The 21,731-nt window shown below is 60.8% G+C and carries 20 protein-coding genes and 1 pseudogene; 10 read left to right on the plus strand and 11 right to left on the minus strand.

The genetic code is table 11. The features are described from left to right. Positions 1-239: 239 nt before the first annotated feature. Both ACWUKX_RS27755 and ACWUKX_RS27760 read right to left on the minus strand, forming a co-directional pair. Entirely contained in the window at positions 240-752 is a 513-nt protein-coding gene (locus tag ACWUKX_RS27755; RefSeq protein WP_456009877.1) for a hypothetical protein, read from the minus strand. A 40-nt stretch (positions 753-792) separates the two neighbouring features. Next, positions 793-2,064, minus strand: coding sequence for a hypothetical protein (locus ACWUKX_RS27760; RefSeq protein WP_456009878.1), 1,272 nt, complete (start codon positions 2,062-2,064; stop codon positions 793-795). Between the two features lie 381 nt (positions 2,065-2,445). Here ACWUKX_RS27760 and ACWUKX_RS27765 point away from each other — a divergent pair, with 381 nt between their 5' ends. The 3 genes from ACWUKX_RS27765 to ACWUKX_RS27775 are packed head-to-tail and all read left to right on the plus strand — an operon-like array spanning position 2,446 to position 5,619. Beyond that, positions 2,446-3,513 carry a PP2C family protein-serine/threonine phosphatase gene (locus tag ACWUKX_RS27765; protein ID WP_456009879.1) on the plus strand — a complete coding sequence of 356 codons (1,068 nt, stop codon included), beginning with the start codon at positions 2,446-2,448 and terminating at the stop codon, positions 3,511-3,513. Further along, entirely contained in the window at positions 3,440-4,555 is a 1,116-nt protein-coding gene (locus ACWUKX_RS27770; protein WP_456009880.1) for a serine/threonine-protein kinase, read from the plus strand. Before ACWUKX_RS27765 ends, ACWUKX_RS27770 begins: the two co-directional genes overlap by 74 nt. Next, a complete protein-coding gene (locus ACWUKX_RS27775; RefSeq protein WP_456009881.1) occupies positions 4,552-5,619 on the plus strand; it encodes a serine/threonine-protein kinase in 1,068 nt (355 codons plus the stop codon). Before ACWUKX_RS27770 ends, ACWUKX_RS27775 begins: the two co-directional genes overlap by 4 nt. 37 nt (positions 5,620-5,656) lie before the next feature. Here the strand turns inward: ACWUKX_RS27775 and lepA are convergent, their stop codons facing one another. Further along, positions 5,657-7,462, minus strand: a complete 1,806-nt coding sequence (gene lepA / locus ACWUKX_RS27780) for a translation elongation factor 4 (RefSeq protein WP_456009882.1) — start codon at positions 7,460-7,462, stop codon at positions 5,657-5,659. Between the two features lie 180 nt (positions 7,463-7,642). On the opposite strand from lepA, the gene ACWUKX_RS27785 reads away from it, so the two are divergent. The 4 genes from ACWUKX_RS27785 (at position 7,643) to msrA (ending at position 11,159) form a co-directional block, all read left to right on the plus strand. Further along, positions 7,643-8,692 (plus strand): TadE/TadG family type IV pilus assembly protein, encoded by a 1,050-nt coding sequence (locus ACWUKX_RS27785; RefSeq protein ID WP_456009883.1) that lies wholly within the window; start codon positions 7,643-7,645, stop codon positions 8,690-8,692. Positions 8,693-9,086: 394 nt separating this feature from the next. Beyond that, on the plus strand, positions 9,087-9,821 hold the full coding sequence (locus ACWUKX_RS27790; RefSeq protein WP_456009884.1) for a DUF1223 domain-containing protein: 735 nt from the start codon (positions 9,087-9,089) through the stop codon (positions 9,819-9,821). 139 nt (positions 9,822-9,960) lie between these two features. Beyond that, a complete protein-coding gene (locus tag ACWUKX_RS27795; protein ID WP_456009885.1) occupies positions 9,961-10,242 on the plus strand; it encodes a pentapeptide MXKDX repeat protein in 282 nt (93 codons plus the stop codon). A 176-nt stretch (positions 10,243-10,418) separates the two neighbouring features. After that, positions 10,419-11,159 (plus strand): peptide-methionine (S)-S-oxide reductase MsrA, encoded by a 741-nt coding sequence (gene msrA, locus ACWUKX_RS27800; protein WP_456009886.1) that lies wholly within the window; start codon positions 10,419-10,421, stop codon positions 11,157-11,159. Positions 11,160-11,336: 177 nt separating this feature from the next. Here msrA and ACWUKX_RS27805 read toward each other — a convergent pair whose 3' ends face one another. The 6 genes and pseudogenes from ACWUKX_RS27805 to ACWUKX_RS27830 all read right to left on the minus strand — a co-directional run bounded on the left by ACWUKX_RS27805 (position 11,337) and on the right by ACWUKX_RS27830 (position 16,865). Further along, entirely contained in the window at positions 11,337-12,062 is a 726-nt protein-coding gene (locus ACWUKX_RS27805) for an amino acid ABC transporter ATP-binding protein (RefSeq protein ID WP_456009887.1), read from the minus strand. Beyond that, positions 12,040-12,699, minus strand: a complete 660-nt coding sequence (locus tag ACWUKX_RS27810; RefSeq protein WP_287337500.1) for an amino acid ABC transporter permease — start codon at positions 12,697-12,699, stop codon at positions 12,040-12,042. Before ACWUKX_RS27810 ends, ACWUKX_RS27805 begins: the two co-directional genes overlap by 23 nt. A gap of 10 nt (positions 12,700-12,709) precedes the next feature. Next, positions 12,710-13,381 carry an amino acid ABC transporter permease gene (locus ACWUKX_RS27815; protein WP_456009888.1) on the minus strand — a complete coding sequence of 224 codons (672 nt, stop codon included), beginning with the start codon at positions 13,379-13,381 and terminating at the stop codon, positions 12,710-12,712. Positions 13,382-13,523: 142 nt separating this feature from the next. After that, positions 13,524-14,296 (minus strand): annotated as a pseudogene (locus ACWUKX_RS27820) (transporter substrate-binding domain-containing protein). 194 nt (positions 14,297-14,490) lie between these two features. Beyond that, entirely contained in the window at positions 14,491-15,495 is a 1,005-nt protein-coding gene (locus ACWUKX_RS27825; RefSeq protein WP_456009889.1) for a cytochrome d ubiquinol oxidase subunit II, read from the minus strand. An 11-nt stretch (positions 15,496-15,506) separates the two neighbouring features. Then, the gene (locus ACWUKX_RS27830; RefSeq protein ID WP_456009891.1) at positions 15,507-16,865 is read right to left on the minus strand and encodes a cytochrome ubiquinol oxidase subunit I; all 1,359 of its coding nucleotides are present in this window, start codon (positions 16,863-16,865) and stop codon (positions 15,507-15,509) included. A gap of 231 nt (positions 16,866-17,096) precedes the next feature. On the opposite strand from ACWUKX_RS27830, the gene ACWUKX_RS27835 reads away from it, so the two are divergent. Continuing rightward, complete coding sequence (locus ACWUKX_RS27835) at positions 17,097-18,023, plus strand: ABC transporter ATP-binding protein (RefSeq protein ID WP_456009892.1); 927 nt, start codon at positions 17,097-17,099, stop codon at positions 18,021-18,023. Next, entirely contained in the window at positions 18,020-18,781 is a 762-nt protein-coding gene (locus ACWUKX_RS27840; protein ID WP_065006435.1) for an ABC transporter permease, read from the plus strand. The genes ACWUKX_RS27835 and ACWUKX_RS27840 overlap by 4 nt, the downstream gene beginning before the upstream one ends. Here the strand turns inward: ACWUKX_RS27840 and ACWUKX_RS27845 are convergent. Further along, entirely contained in the window at positions 18,753-18,980 is a 228-nt protein-coding gene (locus ACWUKX_RS27845) for a hypothetical protein (protein ID WP_455839271.1), read from the minus strand. The two genes, ACWUKX_RS27840 and ACWUKX_RS27845, sit on opposite strands and share 29 nt — an antisense overlap. A 204-nt stretch (positions 18,981-19,184) precedes the next feature. Beyond that, positions 19,185-21,176 (minus strand): PhoX family protein, encoded by a 1,992-nt coding sequence (locus tag ACWUKX_RS27850; protein WP_456009894.1) that lies wholly within the window; start codon positions 21,174-21,176, stop codon positions 19,185-19,187. A gap of 205 nt (positions 21,177-21,381) precedes the next feature. Between ACWUKX_RS27850 and ACWUKX_RS27855 the strand changes: the two genes are divergently transcribed. Next, positions 21,382-21,720, plus strand: coding sequence for a hypothetical protein (locus ACWUKX_RS27855; RefSeq protein ID WP_456009895.1), 339 nt, complete (start codon positions 21,382-21,384; stop codon positions 21,718-21,720). Positions 21,721-21,731 lie beyond the last annotated feature (11 nt).

Raw genomic sequence — 21,731 nt, forward strand, 5'->3', positions numbered from 1 at the left:
AGACTCAACTGACCCGTCCGCTTCACCGCCATCGTGATTCCCTCCGAACTTCCATCTCAGAGAATCATAAACCAAGAATTGTGCAACAGTCCCCTTGAGGGGGAGATGGCCGGCAAAGCCAGAGGGGGTTGGTCCGACCGGGTTCGGCACCATCTCTAACGAAAGGATGAGTCGCACTCCATGCGAGGCCCTGTCGCCTCCGGCGACATCTCCCCCTCAAGGGGGGAGATAAAGGCGCGTCAACCCTCGACCGCCACATGCGGCGCCAGCCGCCGGATCGCCGCGATCATGTCCTGCCCCTGGACGTCGAGCGAGGAGATTTCCATGTGCACGATGTTCTTGCCGAAGGGCAGCATCCGGCTGAGCGCATTGATGGCTGAGTATTTGATCTCGTCTGGCGGCTCGCCGGTCAGCTCGAAATTGAGCATCGCCGCACCCTTGCCGCCGGAGGCGAGGCGAACGCTGCGCACGTTGCGCCAAGGCACCAGCACGTCGCCGGCGCGGCGGTCGCGAAAGCCCTTGTCGTCGAGCACGACCTTGACCGATGTGTCGAAGGCGCCGCGCGCGATGAAGTAGCCGAGCGCCAGGCAACCGAGCGCCAGAAGCACGATAACCAGCACCCACCCGCCAGCCGCGCCCGCCGCCAGCCCCTGCAGCGCGCCGAAAGCGAAGATCGCGCCGATCAGGAACGGCCCGATTGCCGGGAAGATTTTTCCCGTGGCGCTGTTGCGGATTTCGAGCGGCGCGGACATGGCAAGAGATTGAGCCCGAAAGCGGCGGGAGTCGATAGGGCTACGCCCGGCCGCTCGGCGAGCCTTCGAGCGATCTTTCAACAGACGCGGCCGGCCGCTCCCTGCAGAAATACAAGATCGCCAGCATCACCACGACAAGCAGAATGGCGTAGTAGATCGACAGGCGGGCATAGAGTTCCGCTTTTTCCATCGTGAAGGGGCGGCCCTGGCTGTTGGCGCGCGCCATGATCGATGCGAGCAGCGCATCATGCGAAAACATTTGGTTTATTGCGGCCAATGGCAAGGTCGATGCGAACAACAGGGCGTTGTAGAGCTTTGCCCTGGGCTCTAACCTCAGCAGCATCACGCCACACCAACTGTAAAGGGTACTGTGGAGCGCAACCGCCGCGATCTTCATCGGCGTGTCCTCGACCATGAACAGGAACGGCATGCCGTCGCTGGGTTCAGTGAGGCGCAGCAAGTACCAGATCCCGGACACGAAGCCGAGCGTGCCAAGCAGAAGGTTGGCCCACTGGCGTGCGCGTGCCGCTTGCTCGGCCAGGGCATAGGACAGCAGCCATTCGCCCACCGAGGCGTTCGCCACACGCGCGAGGCTGAGCAGGCCCAGCGTGAGGACTGTCAGGGCTGCCCAAGACGTCGGCTGACCGATAATGGCCTCGGCAACGCCCGGAAACAGCCGGTCGGCCAGAACGACGGCCGCGTTTATCCAGACGAAATCGATGCAGAGACCAAGAAACAGCAATACATACTTGCGCAACTTGAAATTCCCCCAACCCCCGATGTATCGCCTCTGCTTACCGCTCACTGCTCGGGCTGCGCAAGTGTCCAGATCCAACCGATGAAGGTGAGGACCAGGAAAGGATAGCCGGCGGCGGGCAAGGGCGACGACGTCGGCAGCAAAGGCGCGCCCCAGAGGATCATGCAAGCCGACACGCGAACAGCAAGCAGCCACAACAGCGGTGAGCCGCATCCACAGGGCAAAAGTGTTCGGCGCGCTGACCATGACCAGTGCTGCCGCCCACAGCGAGATGCCGCCGACATAGGAGGGAACGCTGGCCTCAAGCCCCGCCGCGTTGCCTGCCAGCAGCAGGCTCTCGCCGGCGAGAAAGGTCAGGAACCCGGCCGCGACGCAGTCATTGCCCAGCCACTGATACTTCATCGTCAAAAGCGCCGTCGCCACCACGAGCGCCACGCTGTCGATCGTCCAGAGCGTTTCGCGGAGCGCATCGCTCGCCACGAAGGTGCCGGCAAGGCCGAATGCGCCGCCGATGGCGAGGCCGGTGGCGGCGACGAAATCCGGAGTGGAGCGCATGTCATGTCTCCCCAAGCCGAGAGGATAGCGCAGGGCGGGGCGTCCTCCAGCGGATAAGCAATGGCCGCTGCGCAGTTAAATGCTTCCGATGGCGCCATTGCGAATTTTGAGCGACGGAGCCCGACGGCAGCCCGCTCGATGCGGCCATGCCGTGGCGCGATTACCTTGAATGTCTAAGGCGTTAGACACATTTGTGACTTGTGCCCAATTTGGCACGGGCCGGATTGCCTTGGACCGCGAAGCTGATTTGCGTCTAGGCGATACAAAACTTGCTTAACACCCACCGTGTATCTAACCTTTTTTCAGTATGTTCCAGTCGAATTTCGGCGGCGTTGTGGAGTGGCTGTCCCATAGCTGCAGATATCAAATCTTGGGAAGAAGATGTTTCAAGAAAAAGTTCAGGCATGGCTCTCGCGCAAAGTACCGGATCGATTCGTCAATGTATGCTTTGATCTTCCTGCAGTGCTAGCGACGGACATCGGTTTAAATCGCTCGGAAAATCAGGATCGGGTTGCCGCAATGAAAATCAGCGCCCGTGCATCTGCAGGACGGCCGTTAGCTGCAATTGCTGTTGCCGATGGAATGGGAGGAATGCGCGACGGCGCCGAGTGCGCTGCAATCGCGTTGGCTGGCTTTTTCTATGCGCTAACGCTCTATCGCTCCCAAGGTTTAGAGCAACGGGCAAATGCTGCCATATTGTATGCAAACGACTGTGTGTTTCGTTTCGCGGGCGGCAAAGGCGGCGCAACACTTTCTGCCATCCTTGTAGACAACAGCATTCGTCCAATATGGGTAAACATCGGCGACAGCCGCATATATGCCTTCAGTAGTGGAGGATCCGTTGATCGCTTAACTGTCGACGACTCTCTGGCCGAAGCCGTCGGAGGGCACGGCAGGGAGCTTTTGCAGTTTATGGGGATGGGGCCGGGGATCCAGCCACACATAGCCGCCGTGCCAAATAGCGCCAACAATCTTGCCATCACAACCGACGGCATACATTTCTTGCCTCCTACAACCCTCAATGAGATACTTGTCCACGCGCCGGAACTAAAATCTGCAGCCGAACGGTTAGCCGCACTCGCCAGGTGGTGTGGAGGTTCCGACAATGCTTCCTCCGCCATTGCAAATGTCGCTGAACTCTCCAGTGCCCTAGGTTCGAACGATGCGGAAGGCATCCAATTATGGGATCCCTTTGGTAGTTTGCAGACGCTCTGGATCAGAGAGGACGCCGCACGCGTCGAAAACACGTTCGCGGAGCCAGCGCAGGAGCCACTGACGCCGAAGCCGCCAGTCAACGCTTTGGCATCAGATCTTCCAGAGAACAAAAACAATGCGGCCAAACTTAAAAAGAAAAGAGTCCGTAAGAAGAAAGTTTTTGACGACGAAACTCAGTTCGAAATTGAAATTGACAGCTCACCAAGCCTGGAAACTAAGAATGATAATAGCTAACCGTTATGAACCCACCGGTAGCACGGCTGCCGGTGGCATGGGGGAAATTATTCAATGCCAAGACACGCACCTGAGGCGCCCGGTTATTGTAAAGCGCCTTCAGACTGGCGTTAGTGAGCGTAGAATTGTTGACGAGCAGAAGGCGCTCGCGAAACTCCGCTCCAAGCATGTTGTCCAGCTTTACGATATCATTGAACTGGCCGATAGGCGGATTGGTGAAAAGGCGATCGTTCTTGAGTACATAGATGGAAAGAACCTTGAGATAAGCTCTTTAACTCCTGACCGTGCCTACCTTAAGATCTTGTGGCAGATCGCCTGCGGGCTGAAAGATATTCATAAAGCCGGCATTATCCATCGGGATATAAAGCCAAACAATATTAGACTAGATAGTGAAGGCGTCGTTAAAATAATCGACTTTGGCCTTGCACGATCGTCTGGCTTTGACGCAAAAACTCGAAGTGTCATTGGTACCCCCATTTTCATGGCTCCCGAATTGTGGGGAACAAACACTATCAGCTTTAATAGCTCCATCGACGTGTACGCTTTTGGCGTAACCGCTTTGGCTCTCGTTAGTTCCACTGTTCCTAACGAGCTGGCTGAGCAACCACCTAAGCCAGCTCACCTGACTTCTCTTCAATCTCTTCTAAAAGGGCTTCCGACTAATATTTCGATTGCAATCCATCGATGCCTGAATACTGATCCGGCGAAGCGGCCCAATATGGATTGGGTACAGAATGTTCTGGCGCGACATTTACTCCAGGACGAGCATCGGGCCCTGGTGGTTATGGATGGGAAACATCATCATCTCAATAGGTTAAATAGAAAGATAACGCTTAACGCAGGAAGCGTCGGATCGCTTGTTATTGCATATGATGGCTTGGATTTCAGGGTAACGACAGCGTCCGGCGCCGTCTTTCTTAACAACACTCGGGCGTCATCGGGTGCCTTGGTGCCTGGCTGCTGCGTTATTACATTCGGTGACGCTGGCCGTAGCCGCCGGTTTGTGACTTTTGATGTATCAAACCCGGAGGTAATGCCTTGAAAAGCGGGGATATCGTTTCTGGAAGGTACGCTGTACGAAGCCACGTCGGGAAAGGCGGCATGCAAGATGTCTATTTGGCGACCGATATGCTGCTTGAGATGGACGTTGCGCTTAAAACCCCACAAGCAGGGCAACAAGACAAGCGTTTTGCCCAAAGCGCTATATTTGCCGCTCGAGTAAATCACCATAACGTTGCCAAGACTCTTGACTACGTGGAAGAGTACGGCCGGCTTTTTTTGATTGAGGAGTACGTGGCAGGCGAGACGCTTGAGGCCAAACTAGAGAAATTTGGCGTTGTAGATCCTCATCTGGGGGCACGAGTTCTTCATCACATGTCGAAAGGAGTCGCTGCATCCCATCATGCTGGCGTCGTTCACAGAGATCTAAAACCAAGTAATATTATTCTCGGAAAAGGTGTGAATCTTCATCAGTTAAAGATCACGGATTTTGGCATCGCGACTCTTACAGAAGAGGTTTTTAACGAGGCTGCAAAGGACGGAGATCTGACCCGTTCGACATCGGGAACGATAAGGGGGGCACTTCCTTACATGGCGCCAGAGATGATGTTCCGGTCGCCCGGCGATCATCCAGGCCCCGCTGCAGATATCTGGTCTCTTGGAGCTCTGATGTTCAGGCTCCTGACTGGCGATTATCCATTCGGGGTATACTTGGAAGCTGCGGTAAACGTGCGTAACAAGACACGAAAGCCTTGGCCGTCATTTATGACAGTAAATCCTCAGTTTGCCCCCTTATCTAAAGAACTCATAGCTATCGTGGATAGCTGCTTAGACTACGACCCGGCGAGAAGGCCAACAGCTGACGAGCTGATCGTTAAATGCGATGAGCTTTGCTATATTAATTTTCATCGGTCGGAGGGTGTGGTCACAAATTTTATTCAGAATGGCTACAGCGGCTTTGCCACGGGCGGCGATGGGACTGTGTTTTTCAGCATGGAAAGCGTCTATGGGCCCCGAAGACCAAGCAGCTCCAACGTGCGAATATGCTATTGTATGTTCCCGGGGAATCCGCGACACCGAGGCCATCCAGTCAGCGTCATCGGATGAGTTCCAAGGCTGTGGTGATGTCGGTTAGGTAGCGCCCTCAATCCCCCATCTTCAGCGCCTGGATAAACGCCTCCTGCGGGATATCGACCTTCCCGAACTGGCGCATCCGCTTCTTGCCCTCTTTCTGCTTGTCGAGCAGCTTGCGTTTGCGCGAGACGTCGCCGCCGTAGCATTTGGCGGTGACGTCCTTGCGCAGCGCCGAGATGGTTTCGCGGGCGATGACCTTGCCGCCGATCGCGGCCTGGATCGGGATCTTGAACAGGTGGTGCGGGATGAGCTCCTTCAGCTTCTCGCACATCTGGCGGCCGCGCTTTTCCGCCGCCGTGCGGTGGACCAGCATCGACAGCGCGTCGACCGGCTCCTCATTGACCAGGATCGACATTTTTACCAGGTCGCCCTCGCGATAGTCAGTCAAATGATAGTCGAAGGAGGCGTAGCCCTTGGAGATCGATTTTAGGCGATCATAAAAATCGAAGACCACTTCATTGAGCGGCAAATCGTAGGTCAGCATGGCGCGCTTGCCGACATAGGACAGATCGGCCTGGATGCCGCGCCGGTCCTGGCAGAGTTTCAGGATGCCGCCGAGATACTCGTCCGGCGTCAGAATGGTGGCGCGGATCCATGGCTCCTCGATGGCCTGGATCTTGACCACGTCAGGCATGTCGGCCGGGTTGTGCAATTCCTTTGTCGTGCCGTCGTTCAATAGCAGCCGGTAGACGACCGAGGGCGCGGTGGCGATGAGGTCGAGATTGAACTCGCGCTCCAGCCGCTCCTGAATGATTTCAAGATGCAGCAAGCCAAGGAAGCCGCAGCGATAGCCGAAGCCGAGCGCGGCACTGGTTTCCATCTCATAGGAGAAAGAAGCGTCGTTGAGGCGCAGCTTGCCGACCGCGGCGCGCAGATCCTCGAAATCGGCGGCGTCGACCGGGAACAGGCCGCAGAAAACCACCGGCTGCGCCGGCTTGAAGCCGGGCAGGGCCTGTGCCGTCTGGCGCTTGTCCTCGGTGATGGTGTCACCGACGCGGGTGTCGGCGACTTCCTTGATCGAGCCGGTAAAGAAGCCGAACTCGCCGGGGCCGAGCTCGTCGACATTGATGCGGGCCGGCGTGAAGACGCCGGTGCGCTCGACCAGGTACTTGGCGCCGGTGCCCATCATGCGGATGGTCTGGCCCTTCTTCAGCACGCCGTCGATGACGCGGACAAGCACGATGACGCCGAGATACGCGTCGTACCAACTGTCGACCAGCATCGCCTTCAGCGGTGCGGCGATGTCGCCCTCGCGCGGCGGCGGCAGATCATTGACGATCGCCTCCAGCACGTCGGGAATGCCGAGCCCGGTCTTGGCCGAGATCAGCACGGCGTTGGAGGCGTCGATGCCGATCACCTCCTCGACCTGCTCGCGGATGCGCTCGGGCTCGGCGGCCGGCAGGTCGACCTTGTTCAGCACCACGACGATTTCGTGGTTGTTGTCGATGGCCTGGTAGACATTGGCCAGCGTCTGCGCCTCGACGCCTTGAGAGGCATCGACGACCAGCAGCGAGCCCTCGCAGGCCGCGAGCGAACGCGACACTTCATAGGCGAAGTCGACATGGCCGGGCGTGTCGATCAGGTTGAGGACATAGTCCTCGCCATTGTTGGCGCGGTATTTCAGCCGCACCGTCTGCGCCTTGATGGTGATGCCGCGCTCGCGCTCGATATCCATCGAGTCCAGCACCTGCTCCTTCATGTCGCGCAGCTCCAGCCCGCCGGTCAGCTGGATCAGCCGGTCGGCAAGCGTGGATTTGCCATGGTCGATATGGGCGACGATGGAGAAATTGCGGATGTTCTTGATCGGCGTGGTCATGCCGCGCGCTTTAGCAGGGGCAGCTTGCCCGGGCAAGCGGCCGGGCGTGCGGCCAAAGCAATCGCTGAGGTTTGCGCTGCCGGGGGGCGCAACACCGTTAAGCTTTGATCCACCAGATTAGAGCATAGTTCGCGCCCTGCGTGACAGGCAACGACCTGTCACCGTTTGGGGGGCCAAGCAATGCCACAGTCTGGAAGCCATTTTCTTCGTTCCGAGAGCGGCTCCTTAGCGCCGATACTCGCCATCATGCTGATCCCGATGATGGCCGCGCTGGGCTTTTCAATCGACTATAACGCGGCCGTTGCGACCAAGGGATCGATGCAGAATGCGCTCGATGCCGCGACCCTGTCGATCACGACGCTGCCAACCAGCACGTCACTGGCGGACCGTCAGGTGAAACTGCAGGAGTCGTTTACGGCCAATAGCGGGCAAGGCACCGCCAAGCTCGACAGCTTCGTCGTCGCTGCCGACGGCGCCGCCAGCATCAATGCTTCGGCCAGCTTTGCCATGCCGACGAACTTCATGCAGATCGCCCACGTCGACACAGTGCAGATCGGCGTCGCGTCGGCGGTGCGCAAGCGGCCGGCGCTGGTGCAGACCACGTTCAAGGTCGACAAGGTGTCGGGCTATTGGAACAAGACGATGACGCTCTACGGCACGAAATTCGGCGAGACGGCGCTCAACCCGTTGATGAAGATCAACTATGTCTACAACAACTTTGGCGATCCGAAAGGCTACGGCACGTCGACAGTGTATACGGTCAATGGAGCGACGAGCACGAAGGTCCAGGAACAAAAATGCACGACCAAGACGGTGCAGAATTTCAACAGCCTGCCTGCCGGCGCGATTACACAAACGAGCGGCAACAAGAAATACCTGACCACCTGCACCAACACCATGTATCCCGCGAACGGCGCCGGCGCGGTGATCGACGTCAGCCTGATGGATGTGCTGTATCTGCAGATGGATGTGCCGTCGGCCCAAATACCCAAGCTCAAGTCGAACGACGCGAACACATCGAACCGGTTGTACATCGACGGAGTTGAAGTCGCGAACGGCAAACTGGTGGACATCTTCACCGCCGTGCCGTGCGGCCAACCCAGCCAGCAGGCCTGGGAAGATGGCGGCAATCCCGTACCGGCTCCGGTGTCCAACGCCGACTTCTTCTACACCGTGACAGGCAAATGCGATTTCAATCAGCGGCCTTCGCAAACAGTGCTTACGCAATAGGGAGAAGCTGCCGATCTCCCCCCACGCGGGGGAGAAGGCCGGCAGGCCAGAGGGGGGCGCTGTCCCACCGGCCTTGCCAGAGATCGATGATTTTCCACCTCCGAAACCTCGGAGGCCCCAAGGTTTCCATGATTGCCTGAGTGCCATTCCAGCGTTGCACAGCGGCGCATGTGGAACTGCGCTTCAGTGCTCTACGGCGCCCCCCTCTGTCCTGCCGGACATCTCCCCCACATGGGGGGAGATCGGCTGTCGTGACGGCCTTCGCCAATCTCCAACGTCGCAAAGATAGCCAGCCTTCCAATCACGAAGCGGTGATGGCTGTAACGAACCGCACTGCGGCGGCGAAGTGTGGACATGAGCGGCGCTTCACGCCCGTCGCAGCGGAGGACAGCCGATGACTGGATCAAAAGCCAAACGCAGCAGGAGCGCGACGCGCGCAGGAGCGGCGGCGCTGTTATCGGCGACGATGTTTTTTGCAACGGGGCTTTTGGTAACGGGGGCGGCCGCAGGCCAGCCGCTCACCGTGGTCGAGCTGTTCACCAGCCAGGGCTGCTCGTCCTGTCCGCCGGCCAACGCCAATCTGATCAAGGTCAAGGACCGGCCAGGCGTGCTGGCGCTCTCCTTCAACGTCACCTACTGGGACTATCTCGGCTGGAAGGACACTTTCGGCAGGGAGGAATTCACCCAGCGCCAGGTCACATATGAGCCGTCGCTCGGCCGTTCGGGTCCGTTCACGCCGCAAGTGGTGGTCAATGGCAGTGCCGATGCGGTCGGCGCCCGGCGCGGCGAGATCGAGCGTCTGATTTCGAGCAGCGGCCCCGCGAAAGGGCCCTCACTATCGCTCGACGGCGGCAAGATCGCCATCGGCGCCGGCCCGGTGCCGGGCGGCAAGGCCGATATCTGGCTGGTGCGCTACCGGCAAGGCGTCATCGAAGTGCCGGTGGCGCGCGGCGAAAACACCGGACGCACGCTGCCGCATGCCAATGTCGTGCATTCCCTCTCCAGGCTTGGCGTCTGGACCGGCGATGCTATCGTGCTGCCGCTGCCGGCGGCCGCGAGCGGGCTCAGCACCGCGGTGCTGGTGCAGTCACCGGGTGGCGGGCCGATCCTGGCCGCCGCGACGAACTAGAATTCAACAAAGCATGATCCCGAAAAGTGGGACCCGGTTTTCGGAAAGATCATGCTCAAACAAATTTGCGCAACGCCGCATGAGCGGCGCCGCACATGCCGGCCGCATCAGCGCGCCATCAACCCCAGAGGAGACCACCATGACCAACTTCACCCGCCTGACGCTGCCGGCGCTCGCCCTAGCGCTTTGCTCGACGGCGCTTTTTGCTGGCGGCATCGCGCGCGCCGAGGATGCGATGAAGCCGATGGCCACGGATGCCATGAAGCCCGCCGATGCCATGGCCACCGACGCGATGAAGCCGGCCGACCCGATGGCCGCCGAAAAGATGAAGGACTGCATGGACAAGGCAGCCATGGAAACCGACGCGATGAAGAAGGATGAGGCAACAAAGGCCTGCGACGCCATGGGCATGGCCAAGTAGGTCAGGCAGTCCCTGGCCGTTCCTGCCCAGGCCGGAGACGGCCCTTGCGGCCGGCGCAGGGGCAAACCTGCGCCGGCGTACTATTCCAAATACGCACGGCCCGAAACGCACGGCAATGTGAGACGCCGGCGGACCCAAATGCTCTATAATCACAACACCATCATGGGAGATCAGACATGACTGGCATTCGAGAACCAATTGCGAGGCGCTCGACAAGCTTCGCCAGGAGCGCGCTTGCGGCGCTGATCCTCGCGGCGGCCGGCGCCGCACTGTGGCAGACGCCGGCGATTTCAGCCGAGGCGGCAGTGGTGATCCCACCGCCGGCGATGGACGAAAAACCCGCCGCCGGCACCGCCAAGGCGATCTTCGCCGGCGGCTGTTTCTGGGGTGTGCAGGGCGTGTTCCAGCACGTCAAGGGCGTGACCAGCGCCGTGTCCGGCTATGCCGGAGGCGACAAGGACACCGCCGTCTACGAGACGGTCGGCACCGGCCGCACCGGGCACGCCGAAGCCGTCGAGATCACCTACGAGCCGTCAGAAGTGACCTACGGCCAGTTGCTGCAAGTGTATTTCTCGGTCGCGCACAACCCGACGCAGCTGAACTATCAGGGTCCGGACCGCGGCCCCCAATACCGTTCGACGATCTTTGCCGAAAGCGACGCCCAGAAGAAGATCGCCGAGAGCTACATCGCCCAGCTCGACAAGGCCAAGGTGTTTCCGGAGCCGATCGTGACCACGCTGGAGACCGGGAAAACCTTCTATCCGGCCGAGGACTATCACCAGGATTTTTTGACGCTGAACCCGACCTACCCCTATATCGTCTACAACGACCTGCCCAAAATCGAGAATTTGAAGACGCTATTCCCAGACCTTTACAGCGAAAAACCGGTGCTGGTGCTGGCCGCCAACAAGAGCTGATCTTTTGCCAGCGTGCACTTGATGCGTCTAAGTGGACGCACTTCGGCGTAAGGTGTGTTGAGATTCAGGTTAGGCCGAGCCGAAAATGGTGGATTCCGAGAACCGGAACGGAGCTGTACTTTCGGGTACGTGAGTACCGGAAGCGCAGGGAGCCGCCGTTTGCAGGCCGGCATCACCTTATTGCACGCCTAGAAACTGCCTGAGCTCAGGCGTCCTGGGATTGGCGAAGACGTCCTCGGGGGCGCCGATCTCGTGGACGCGGCCCTGATGCATGAACACGACGCGCGAGCAGACGTCGCGGGCGAAGCGCATCTCATGGGTGACCATCACCAGCGTCATCCCTTCCGCGGCCAATTCCCTGACGACAGCCAGCACTTCGGCAACGAGTTCGGGGTCGAGCGCCGAGGTGATCTCGTCGCATAGCAGCGCGATGGGCTGCATGGCGAGCGCCCGGGCGATGGCCACGCGCTGCTGCTGGCCGCCGGACAATTCGTCCGGCAAGGCGTTGAACTTGTGGGCGAGACCGACGCGGTCGAGCATTTTTCGCGCGACCGCTTCGGCGTCCTTTTTCGGCGTCTTCTTCACCACCATCTGCGACAGCATGACGTTGCCGCCAGCGGTGAGATGCGGGAACAGATTGAACTGCTGAAAAATCATGCCGACCTTCAGGCGCAGCGCCTTGAGATGCACCTCGTCGGGCAGGAACTGGGCGCCGGCGACGACGATCGAGCCTTCGTCGATGGTCTCCAGCCCGTTGATGCAGCGCAGCAGCGTCGACTTGCCCGAACCGCTCTTGCCGATGATGGCGACGACCTCGCCCGGCGCGATGTCGATGGAAATCCCCTTCAGCACCTCGTTGTCGCCGAAGCGCTTCTTCACCTCAGTGATTGCGATGAGCGACATTGAGCTTCCTTTCCAGGAGCTGGCTCGATTTCGACAGCGGCCAGCACAAAGCGAAGTAGATGAGCGCGACCAGACCATAGACGGTGAACGGCTGGAACGTCGCGTTGGTGACGATCGAACCGGCCTTCGACAATTCGACGAAGCCGATGATCGAGGTGAGCGCGGTGCCTTTCACCACCTGCACCGAGAAGCCGACCGTCGGCGGCACCGCCACTTTCAGCGCCTGCGGCAGGATGACGTAGCGCATCTGCTGGAGATAACCCATGCCGAGGCTGGCGGACGCCTCCCATTGACCCTTGGCGATGCTCTCGACGCAGCCGCGCCAGATTTCGGCGAGGAAGGCGGCGGTCCACAGGATGAGCGCGACACAGGCGGCAAGCCAGGCGGGAACGTCGATGCCGAACAGGCCAAGGCCGAAGAAGGCGAGAAAAAGCTGCATCAGGAGCGGGGTGCCCTGGAACAGCTGGATGTAGCCGCGTGACAGCAGCCGCTTCCAATGCCGGCCGCCGATGCGCAGGAAAAGCAGGGCCGCGCCGACGATGCCGCCACCGATGAAGGAAACCAGCGAGAGGACAACGGTCCAGCGGGCGGCCAGAAGCAGGTTGCGCAGGATGTCCCAGAAGCTGAACTCGGTCATGGCGCCTGTCTCATCGCGACGCCTTCCTTGGAAACAGCATCCAGCCCAGGCCGGCCAGCAGCTGGCGCAGCAGGATGGCGAGGGCCAGGTAGATCAGGGTCGAGACGATGTAGGTTTCGAAGGCCCTGAAATTGCGCGACTGGATAAAGTTGGCTGCAAAGGTCAGGTCCTCGGCGGCAATCTGCGAAACGACGGCCGAACCCAGCATGACGATGACGATCTGCGATGACAGCGCAGGCCAGATGCGCTGCAGCGCCGGGACCAGAACCACATACCAGAAGCTCTGGAACGGCGTCATGGCGAGGCTCGCGCCGGCTTCGAACTGGCCGCGTGGCGTGGCCTGGATGCCGGCGCGGATGATTTCGCAGCTGTAGGCGCCGAGATTGACGATCATGGCGAGGTTGGCGGCGGTCAGTTCCGACATCCTGATGCCAAGCGACGGCAGCCCGAAGAAGATGAAGAACAGCTGGATGAGGAAGGGCGTGTTGCGGATCAGCTCGACATAGGTCGCGACGACGGGTTTTAGCAATTTCGGCCCCAGCGCCCGCACCCAGGCGCAGGCAATGCCAAGGGCCACGCCGAACACCGCGCCGATCACGATGAGCTGCACGGTGATCCGGATGCCCTTGAGCAGCACCGGCAGAGAACCGATCAGCCAGCCGAAATCGAACTGATAGGTCATGGCTTGCTATCTGACCTAGAGCGGTTCCGGTTCTCTTGGAACCGGTAACTCGCTCTAACTGTTTGTTTTGCCGCATTTATGCGGACGCCAAATGGTTCCATTTGGCTGCAAAATGCTCTAAGCCACACGCGGCGGGCGGCGATCACAGGTCAGCCGGCAGGTCGACCTTCAGCCATTTCTGCGAAATAGCGTTGAGGGCGCCATCGGACCTGGCAGCGGCGATGATGCCGTTGATCTTGGCCATCAATGCCGGCTCTTTCTTGTTCATGCCGATGTAGCAAGGCGAATTCTTGATCAGGAATTTGAGCTCCGGCCGCTTGGGCGGGTTCTTTTCGAGGATGGCGGCGGCGACGACATTCCCGGTCGCGATCACCTCGACCTGGCCCGAAAGGAAAGCGGAAATAGTGCCGTTATTGTCCTCGTAGCGCTTGATCTCGACGCTCGCGGGCACGACCTTGGTCAGTTCGAGATCTTCGATCGCGCCGCGGGTGACGCCAACGGTCTTGCCGGCGAGGTCTCCCGCCTTCGCGACCGCGACATCCGCCGGAGCGAACACGCCATTGTAGAAGGGGGCGTAGGCTTCGGAAAAGTCGATGACCTTCTCGCGATCGGGATTCTTGCCGAGGCTGGAAATGACCAGGTCGACCTTGTTGGTCTGAAGATAGGGAATGCGGTTGGCGCTGGTGACCGGATCTCGACCTTGGCGCCGAGCTTTTCGCCAATCAGATTGGCGATATCGATGTCGTAGCCTTGCGGCGTCATGTCGGCACCGACACTGCCGAAGGGCGGGAAATCCTGTGGCACCGCGATGCGGATGGTGCCCCGCCCCCCAATGTCGCTCAAGGCGTCAGCCCGCGCCTGCGGAAACGGGGCCATGGCGATTCCAGCCACGGCGGCGAAGGCCAGCATGCACATATTGCGACGGTTCATTATTTTCCCCTTTGACTGAGCAAAACCAATTGGTCGTCAGGGCAAAGCAACAGGCATGCCAAACCATCGAAATCGGCTCGAATCGGGCTTTCTCAATAGGATCGGGGAAGGCTTCTTCACGACCCAATGCCGCTCGACTGGCAGGCCGCCTAAATATTGTGCAGTGCGGCGGTTGCCTGTCAGTCGTAGGTCAGATCCGTCGCCTTGCCGCCGAACACGCGGTAGGCATAAAACGAATAGAAAATGATGACCGGCAGCACGACCACCGTGCCGGCCAGGATTATGGCGAGGCTTTCAGGCGCGGACGCCGCCTGCCAGATGGTCAGCCTGTCGGGCACGACGAAGGGATAGAACGACCAGGCGAGCCCGGCAAAGCCCAGCGTGAAGATGGCGGCCAGTGTCAAGAACGGCATCAGCGCGTGGCGATCGTCTGCTTTAGGCAGGTGGAAGGTCTGCCGCCACAGCCAGGCGAACAGCACCGCCGACAGGATCGGCAGCGGCGACAAATAGAGCATGGCGGGCCAGACGAACCATTTGTCGAAGATGCGCGGACTGGCGAGCGGCGTGGCCAGCGAGACGGCGACCATGCCGAGCGCGGTCAGCACCAGCGCCCGGCGCAGCCATAGCACCGCCTTCTTCTGCAATTCGCCTTCCGTCTTGTAGATGACCCAGGCCGCGCCCATCGCCGCATAGGCGGCGGCAAGGCAGAGCGCCACCAGGGCGCCGAAGGCCATGCCGCTGAGGCCGACATCCAGGCCCAGAACATAAATCCCCAGCATGTAGCCCTGCGCCAGCGAGGCGATGACCGAGCCCAGGAAGAAGATGCGGTTCCAGCGATGCTTCCGGCCGGCCGGTACCTTGGCCCGGAAATCGAAGGCAACGCCGCGCAGGATCAAGCCGACAAGGAGGAGGAAGACCGGAATGTAGAGCGCGGTGAGGATGGTGCCGTGCGCCAGCGGGAAGGCAACCAGCAGCAGGCCGACCGCCAGCACCAGCCAGGTCTCGTTAGCGTCCCAGAACGGGCCTATTGCCGCAATCATCGTGTCCTGCTCGGCGTCTTCAGCGGCCGCGAACAGGATGCCGATGCCGAGATCGAAGCCGTCGAGGATAACGTAGATCAGGAGGGCAAGGCCCATCAGGCCGGCGAAGATGAGGGGGAGCAATGTCGGCCAGTCGAGGGTCATCACCGTTCTCCCTATTTTGCCGCCGGTTGCGACAGCGGCGCGTCGAGAACGCCCGGCAGCGGCGAGGTATCGCCGTCCTTCGCCGCCTTCAGCGCCAGATAGACCAGCACGCCGAGATAGGCGATCAGAAGCAGCGCGTAGAGGATGAGATAGACCGCAAGCGAGACCGCGACCTGGCTGCCGGCGACCGGGCCGACCGCATCGAGGGTCTTGAGCACACCGGTGACCAGCCAGGGCTGGCGGCCGATCTCGGTGGTGTACCAGCCGGCCAGCGTCGCCAGCCAGCCGGACAGCGCCATCGGCACCATAACCAGCGCCAGCGGTTTCGGCAGGGTGTGGCGGCGCCTAAGGAAAAAGGCGGCCGACCAGGAGACGACGAGCATCAGGACGCCGGTGCCGACCATGATGCGAAAAGCCCAGAACACCGGGAAGACCGGTGGATGGTTGCCGGCATAGTCGTTCAGCCCCGGCACGACGCCGCTGGCGCTGTGCCTGAGGATGAGGCTGGCGCCGTCGGGGATGGCGACTTCGAATTTGTTCTCCCTTGCCGCCTCGTCGGGAAGCGCGAAAAGGACCAGCGGCACATTGGGGCCGGTGTTCCAGTTGGCCTCCATGGCGGCGACCTTCTGCGGCTGATGCTCCAGCGTGTTGAGGCCATGCTGGTCGCCGGCGAAGATCTGGATGGGGATCAGGATCGCCGCGGTGAAGACACCGGTGCGCAAGGCCTTCCACATCGATTCCGAGCGGTCGCCATAGAGATAGCGCAGCGCCGACAGGCCCGCGATCAGGAACGAAACCGTCAGGCCGGAGGCAAGCAGCATGTGGACGAGCCGGTAGGGCATCGACGGGTTGAAGACGATCGCCCACCAGTCCGTGGCGTGGGCTACGCCGTTGCGCATCTCGAAGCCGACCGGCGTCTGCATCCACGAATTGAGCGCGATGATCCAGAAGGCGGACAGGGTGGTGCCGCCGGCCACCAGCACGGTTGCCAGCGTGTGGATGCGGTTGGAGACGCGGCGGAAGCCGAACAGCATGATGCCGAGGAACGCTGCCTCGAGGAAGAAGGCGGTGAGTATCTCATAGGCAAGCAGCGGGCCGGCTATGTTGCCGACGGTTTCCATGTAACCCGGCCAGTTGGTGCCGAACTGGAAGCTCATGGTGACACCCGAAACCACGCCCATGGCAAACGACAGCGCGAACACCTTCACCCAGGTGAAATAGGCGCGCATCCAGGCGGTATCGCCTGTGGCGTTGTAGCGAAGCTTGAACAACAGCAGCATCCAGCCAAGCGCGATGGTGATAGCCGGAAACAGGATATGGAACGAGATGTTCGCGCCGAATTGAATGCGCGAAAGGATGAGCGGGTCCATGGTGGGCTCCGGCTGCTGCTTATGTCGCAGAAGATAGGCCGGATGCGCTAAACGGTCAAAGCGGCGTGGCGTCACGCGAGGCGGAACGCCGCAGGACTGCGGCAGCGGTGGATGCATCTTCGCATGCCGATGTCCAGAACTGTCAGGAGTGCCATTGACTTCCGGCTGCGCGCACCGACATTCAGCGGATTGAACCAACAGTTCTCCTTTCAAGCAGCCGTTTTTTCAGCCATGCCATCGATCATTTCCATTTCCGGGGTCACCAAGACCTACGCCACCGGTTTCAAGGCCCTGAAGGAGATCAACCTCGATATCGAGCGCGGCGAGATCTTTGCGCTGCTCGGGCCGAACGGCGCCGGCAAGACGACGCTGATCTCGATCGTGTGCGGTATCGTCAACCGCTCGTCGGGCGCGGTCACCGTGGACGGCCACGACATCAGCCGGGATTATCGCGCCGCGCGCAGCCTGATCGGGCTGGTGCCGCAGGAACTGACCATCGACGCGTTCGAGAGCGTATGGGCGACTGTAAGTTACAGCCGCGGCCTATTCGGCAAGCCAGCCAACCCCGCCTTCGTCGAGAAAGTGCTGCGCGACCTGTCGTTGTGGGACAAGAAGGACGCCAAGGCGATCACCCTGTCCGGCGGCATGAAGCGGCGGCTGATGATCGCCAAGGCGTTGTCGCACGAACCGAGAGTGCTGTTCCTCGACGAGCCGACAGCCGGGGTCGACGTCGAGCTGCGCCAGGAAATGTGGGCGATGGTGCGCCGGCTGCGCGAGGATGGCGTCACCATCATCCTGACCACACACTATATCGAGGAGGCCGAGGCGATGGCCGACCGCGTCGGCGTCATCAATCGCGGCGAAATCGTGCTGGTCGAGGACAAGGCCGAACTGATGCGCACGCTCGGCCGCAAAAGGCTGTTGCTGGAATTGCGCAGTCCGCTCGCCACCATACCCGAGACGTTTTCGCGCTACGCGCTGGAGCTTGCGCCGGACGGCAATCAACTGACGTACACCTATGACAACCAGAGCGAACGGCCGGGCGTCGCCTCGCTGCTCCGCGACCTTGAGACGGCCGGCATCCAGTTCCGCGATATCGACACGCAAAACAGCTCGCTCGAGGAGATCTTCGTCAATCTGGTGAGGAAGGACGCATGAACCTGCGAGCAGTCTGGGCGATCTACAAGATGGAGATGGCGCGCGCCTTTCGGACCGTGCTGCAGAGCATCGTCTCGCCTGTCATCTCGACATCGCTCTATTTCGTCGTCTTCGGCTCGGCCATCGGCTCGCGCATCACCGAGATCGACGGCATCAGCTACGGCGCCTTCATCGTGCCGGGGCTGATCATGCTGTCGCTACTGACGCAGTCGATCTCCAACGCCTCCTTCGCCATCTATTTCCCGAAATTCGTCGGCTCGATCTACGAATTGCTGTCGGCGCCGGTGTCCTATCTGGAGATCATCATTGCCTATGTCGGCGGTGCGGCGACCAAGTCGATCATACTCGGCCTGATCATCCTGGCGACCGCGTCGCTGTTCGTGCCGCTGACTATCGAGCATCCGTTCTGGATGCTCTCCTTCCTGGTGCTGACGTCGGTGACCTTCAGCCTGTTCGGGTTCATCATCGGCATCTGGGCGAAGAGCTTCGAGCAGCTGCAGCTGGTGCCGCTGCTGATCATCACGCCGCTGACCTTCCTTGGCGGCAGCTTCTATTCGATCGACATGCTGCCCGGCATCTGGCGCACGGTGACGCTGTTCAACCCCGTCCTCTATCTGGTCAGCGGTTTTCGGTGGAGTTTCTACGGCAAATCCGACGTCTCGATCGGCATCAGCCTCGGCATGACCGTCGTTTTCCTGCTTATCTGCATAGCGATCGTCGCGTGGATCTTCAGGACCGGCTACCGGCTGCGGAACTGACCGGCTTACAGCACGCTGAGCCGTGGGCTAGGCCGGCATCCCCTGAAAGATTGCCCTGGACGGCGGTCGAATAGGCGAGCGAGAAATCGCCATGCCGGCGGACCAGCGCCAGGCGCTCGGCATGGGTCAGCTCCTGCCGGGTGACCTTGGGCGCGGCGCCCTCGAGCAGGCGGTCGAAATGATTGCGCAAGGAGGGCATGGTCGAGATTCCGCGTGCCGCGCTTCGGAATTGGGATACCCGCAAGCCCGCGGGCTTCGAATCATTGGTGGCAGCGAGAATTGAACGGAAGCCGTTGGCAATTGGGAATAAATTGGCAAGCGGGCATAAAAAAGGAGGGGCTTCGGTCGAGCCAAAACCCCTCCCCAACGATTTACCAGCGTGGACCTGGGAGCGCGATGATCTCTAGACCGCGATCTTGCCACCGCCCTGTTTGGTGATGGCGACGACCGACGGCCGCACCGGCATATCGGGCTTGAAGTCAGGCCAGCGGGTCGACGGGTCCTCGTAGTAAGAGGGACGGCCAAAAGCCTCCCAGTCTTCGCCGCCATCGGCCGGATGCTGAACCGCGACGAAGGCGGTCTGGTCGTCGGGCGTGAATAGCGGGCCGCACAGTTCGGCGCCGATCGGCACGCGGAAGAACAGCTTTGATGTCGCCCGCGCCTCGCCTTCGGTGTCGACCGCCCACAGGCCATCGGTGCGGCCGGTCGCCTTCGGGCCCTGGCCATCGGTGGCGACCCAAAGCCGGCCGGCTGAATCGAAGGCGCAATTATCCGGCATGCCGAACCAGCCATTGGCGGTGGTTGCGGTCGAGAAGGTGGCGCCGACTTCGGCTACCGAGGGATCGCCGCATTTCAACAGCACTTCCCATTTGCCCTTGGCAGCAGTGAAATCGCCACCGTCCTCGACGATCTCGATAATGTGGCCGAAAGCGTTTTCGGCGCGTGGGTTGGCGGCATCGACCTGGTCCGTCTTGCGTTTAGAATTGTTGGTCAACATGACGTAGACTTTGCCAGTCGCCGGATTCGGCTGGATATCCTCGGGGCGGTCCATCTTGGTGGCCCCGAGCAGATCGGCGGCACGGCGCGTCTCGATGAGCACGTCGGCCTGGCTGGCAAAGCCGTTCTCCGCCGTCAGCGGGCCTTGGCCGAAGACGATGGGCAGCCATTCGATCGACCCGTCCTCGGCGAATTTGGCGACATAGAGCGTGCCGTCGTCGAGGAGATCCATGTTGGCGGCGCGGTCCTCGGCGTTGAACTTGCCGGCCGTGACGAATTTGTAGACATAGTCGAAGCGTTCGTCGTCGCCGAGATAGAAGACGACACGGCCATCCTTGGCGACGATCGATTCAGCGCCCTCATGCTTGAAGCGGCCCATGGCAGTGCGCTTCCGCGGCACCGAGGTCGGATCGTTGACGTCGACCTCAACGATCCAGCCGAAGCGATTCGGCTCGTTCGGCTCCTTGCCGATGTCGAAGCGGTCGTAATGCGCAGCCCATTCATAGGCGCCTTCGGGAATCCCCAGGCGCTTGTAGTTGGCGGCTTCCTTGTGGCCTTCCTGCAGCTCGCCCGAGAAATAGCCGTGTATGTTTTCCTCGGCCATGACGTAGGTGCCCCAGGGCGTGACGCCGCCGGCACAGTTGTTGACGGTGCCGAAGACCTTCGTGCCGGTCGGATCGGCACTGGTCTTGACGCGGTCGTGGCCGGCGGCGGGGCCGGACAGCGCCATCTCGGTGTTGGAGGTGATGCGGCGGTTGAGCTTGCCGTCGCGCACCACCTGCCATTTGCCTGATACCTTGCGGATCTCGACGATGGTGCCGCCATGCGCGGCCATCTCGACATCGACCTGTTCCTTGCTCAGCGGCGCCTGCTTGGCCTCGCCTTCGACGATGGTTACGAGGCCCGGGAACATCAGATGCGGATTGGTGTATTCGTGGTTGACCACCAGCAGACCATGCTCGGCCGAGCCGTCGATCGGGATATAGCCGACATAGTCGTTGTTGTAGCCGAACTGTCTTTCCTGGGCCTGGGCCGACTGTTTTGCCGGATCGAAGTCCGGCGAATCGGCGAACAGCGGATCGCCCCAGCGCAGCAGCACGTCGGCGTCGTAGCCGGCGGCGACATGATGCTTGTCATCGACGCCCGCCTCGACCTCGTCGAAGCTGAAGGCCGAGCCGCCGGCTGCGCGGGCATCGTCGGCGAGGATCAGCGCCAGCGGGCTGACGGTGGCGGCGATGGCGGTTGCCGCGAGCGATCCCTGCAGGAAACCACGGCGCGAGAAACGTGCGGCGATGATCTCGCCCATCGTCTGGTTGTCGGTGGGATTGGTTCCTGGCCCATCGTTTTCCTCGAGCAGGCTGGTGCGGAAATGCGTGTCGGGGGAGCGGTGTTCTGTCATGGGCTTGCCTCTGGCTTTCTTTGGGATGGCTTGAGCGTGCTGCTTGACTGACCGCGTATCGCCGGCAGATCACAGTTTGATGACGTTGCCGGCCAATTTCCAGCCCCGATTTCGTGTCCATGATGAGCCTCGCTTGACCGCGACCGGCGCTTCGGAAACAAGATCAGCGGCAGGCGCGGAAGGACCGCGTCGAGAGGGACAAAAAGTGAGTTTCTGGGGACTGGGGCAGCTCGGCATTTCGACGGTGATCTTCCTGCTAGCAGCGACGGCGGCCAAGCAATGGGGACTGGCGCCGACCTTCGGCAAGATCGTTTTGACTTTGGCGCTGTATTCGGCGGGCAATCTGATCATGCTGAGGCTGATCCGTGAATTCGGCATGTCGGTGTCGTTCAGCCTGTCGGCGGTGATCCAGCTGGTGTCGGTGAACGTGGTGGCACTGGTGTTCTTCGGCGAGCGCGTCAATGCGTTGCAGGCCACTGGCATCGTGCTCGCCGTCGCAGCGGTGGCGCTGATCACGCTCGGTCCCTATCTGCAAAGGCCGTAACTGCGAGGGCC

Source organism: Mesorhizobium sp. f-mel, assembly GCF_053850215.1.

Bases quoted from the DNA above. Each gene is read 5' to 3' on its own strand.
- ACWUKX_RS27755 (WP_456009877.1), bottom strand. From the start codon at position 752: ATGTCCGCGCCGCTCGAAATCCGCAACAGCGCCACGGGAAAAATCTTC.
- ACWUKX_RS27760 (WP_456009878.1), bottom strand. From the start codon at position 2,064: ATGCGCTCCACTCCGGATTTCGTCGCCGCCACCGGCCTCGCCATCGGC.
- ACWUKX_RS27765 (WP_456009879.1), top strand. From the start codon at position 2,446: ATGTTTCAAGAAAAAGTTCAGGCATGGCTCTCGCGCAAAGTACCGGAT.
- lepA (WP_456009882.1), bottom strand. From the start codon at position 7,462: ATGACCACGCCGATCAAGAACATCCGCAATTTCTCCATCGTCGCCCAT.
- ACWUKX_RS27785 (WP_456009883.1), top strand. From the start codon at position 7,643: ATGCCACAGTCTGGAAGCCATTTTCTTCGTTCCGAGAGCGGCTCCTTA.
- ACWUKX_RS27790 (WP_456009884.1), top strand. From the start codon at position 9,087: ATGACTGGATCAAAAGCCAAACGCAGCAGGAGCGCGACGCGCGCAGGA.
- ACWUKX_RS27795 (WP_456009885.1), top strand. From the start codon at position 9,961: ATGACCAACTTCACCCGCCTGACGCTGCCGGCGCTCGCCCTAGCGCTT.
- msrA (WP_456009886.1), top strand. From the start codon at position 10,419: ATGACTGGCATTCGAGAACCAATTGCGAGGCGCTCGACAAGCTTCGCC.
- ACWUKX_RS27805 (WP_456009887.1), bottom strand. From the start codon at position 12,062: ATGTCGCTCATCGCAATCACTGAGGTGAAGAAGCGCTTCGGCGACAAC.
- ACWUKX_RS27810 (WP_287337500.1), bottom strand. From the start codon at position 12,699: ATGACCGAGTTCAGCTTCTGGGACATCCTGCGCAACCTGCTTCTGGCC.
- ACWUKX_RS27815 (WP_456009888.1), bottom strand. From the start codon at position 13,381: ATGACCTATCAGTTCGATTTCGGCTGGCTGATCGGTTCTCTGCCGGTG.
- ACWUKX_RS27825 (WP_456009889.1), bottom strand. From the start codon at position 15,495: ATGACCCTCGACTGGCCGACATTGCTCCCCCTCATCTTCGCCGGCCTG.
- ACWUKX_RS27830 (WP_456009891.1), bottom strand. From the start codon at position 16,865: ATGGACCCGCTCATCCTTTCGCGCATTCAATTCGGCGCGAACATCTCG.
- ACWUKX_RS27835 (WP_456009892.1), top strand. From the start codon at position 17,097: ATGCCATCGATCATTTCCATTTCCGGGGTCACCAAGACCTACGCCACC.
- ACWUKX_RS27840 (WP_065006435.1), top strand. From the start codon at position 18,020: ATGAACCTGCGAGCAGTCTGGGCGATCTACAAGATGGAGATGGCGCGC.
- ACWUKX_RS27845 (WP_455839271.1), bottom strand. From the start codon at position 18,980: ATGCCCTCCTTGCGCAATCATTTCGACCGCCTGCTCGAGGGCGCCGCG.
- ACWUKX_RS27850 (WP_456009894.1), bottom strand. From the start codon at position 21,176: ATGACAGAACACCGCTCCCCCGACACGCATTTCCGCACCAGCCTGCTC.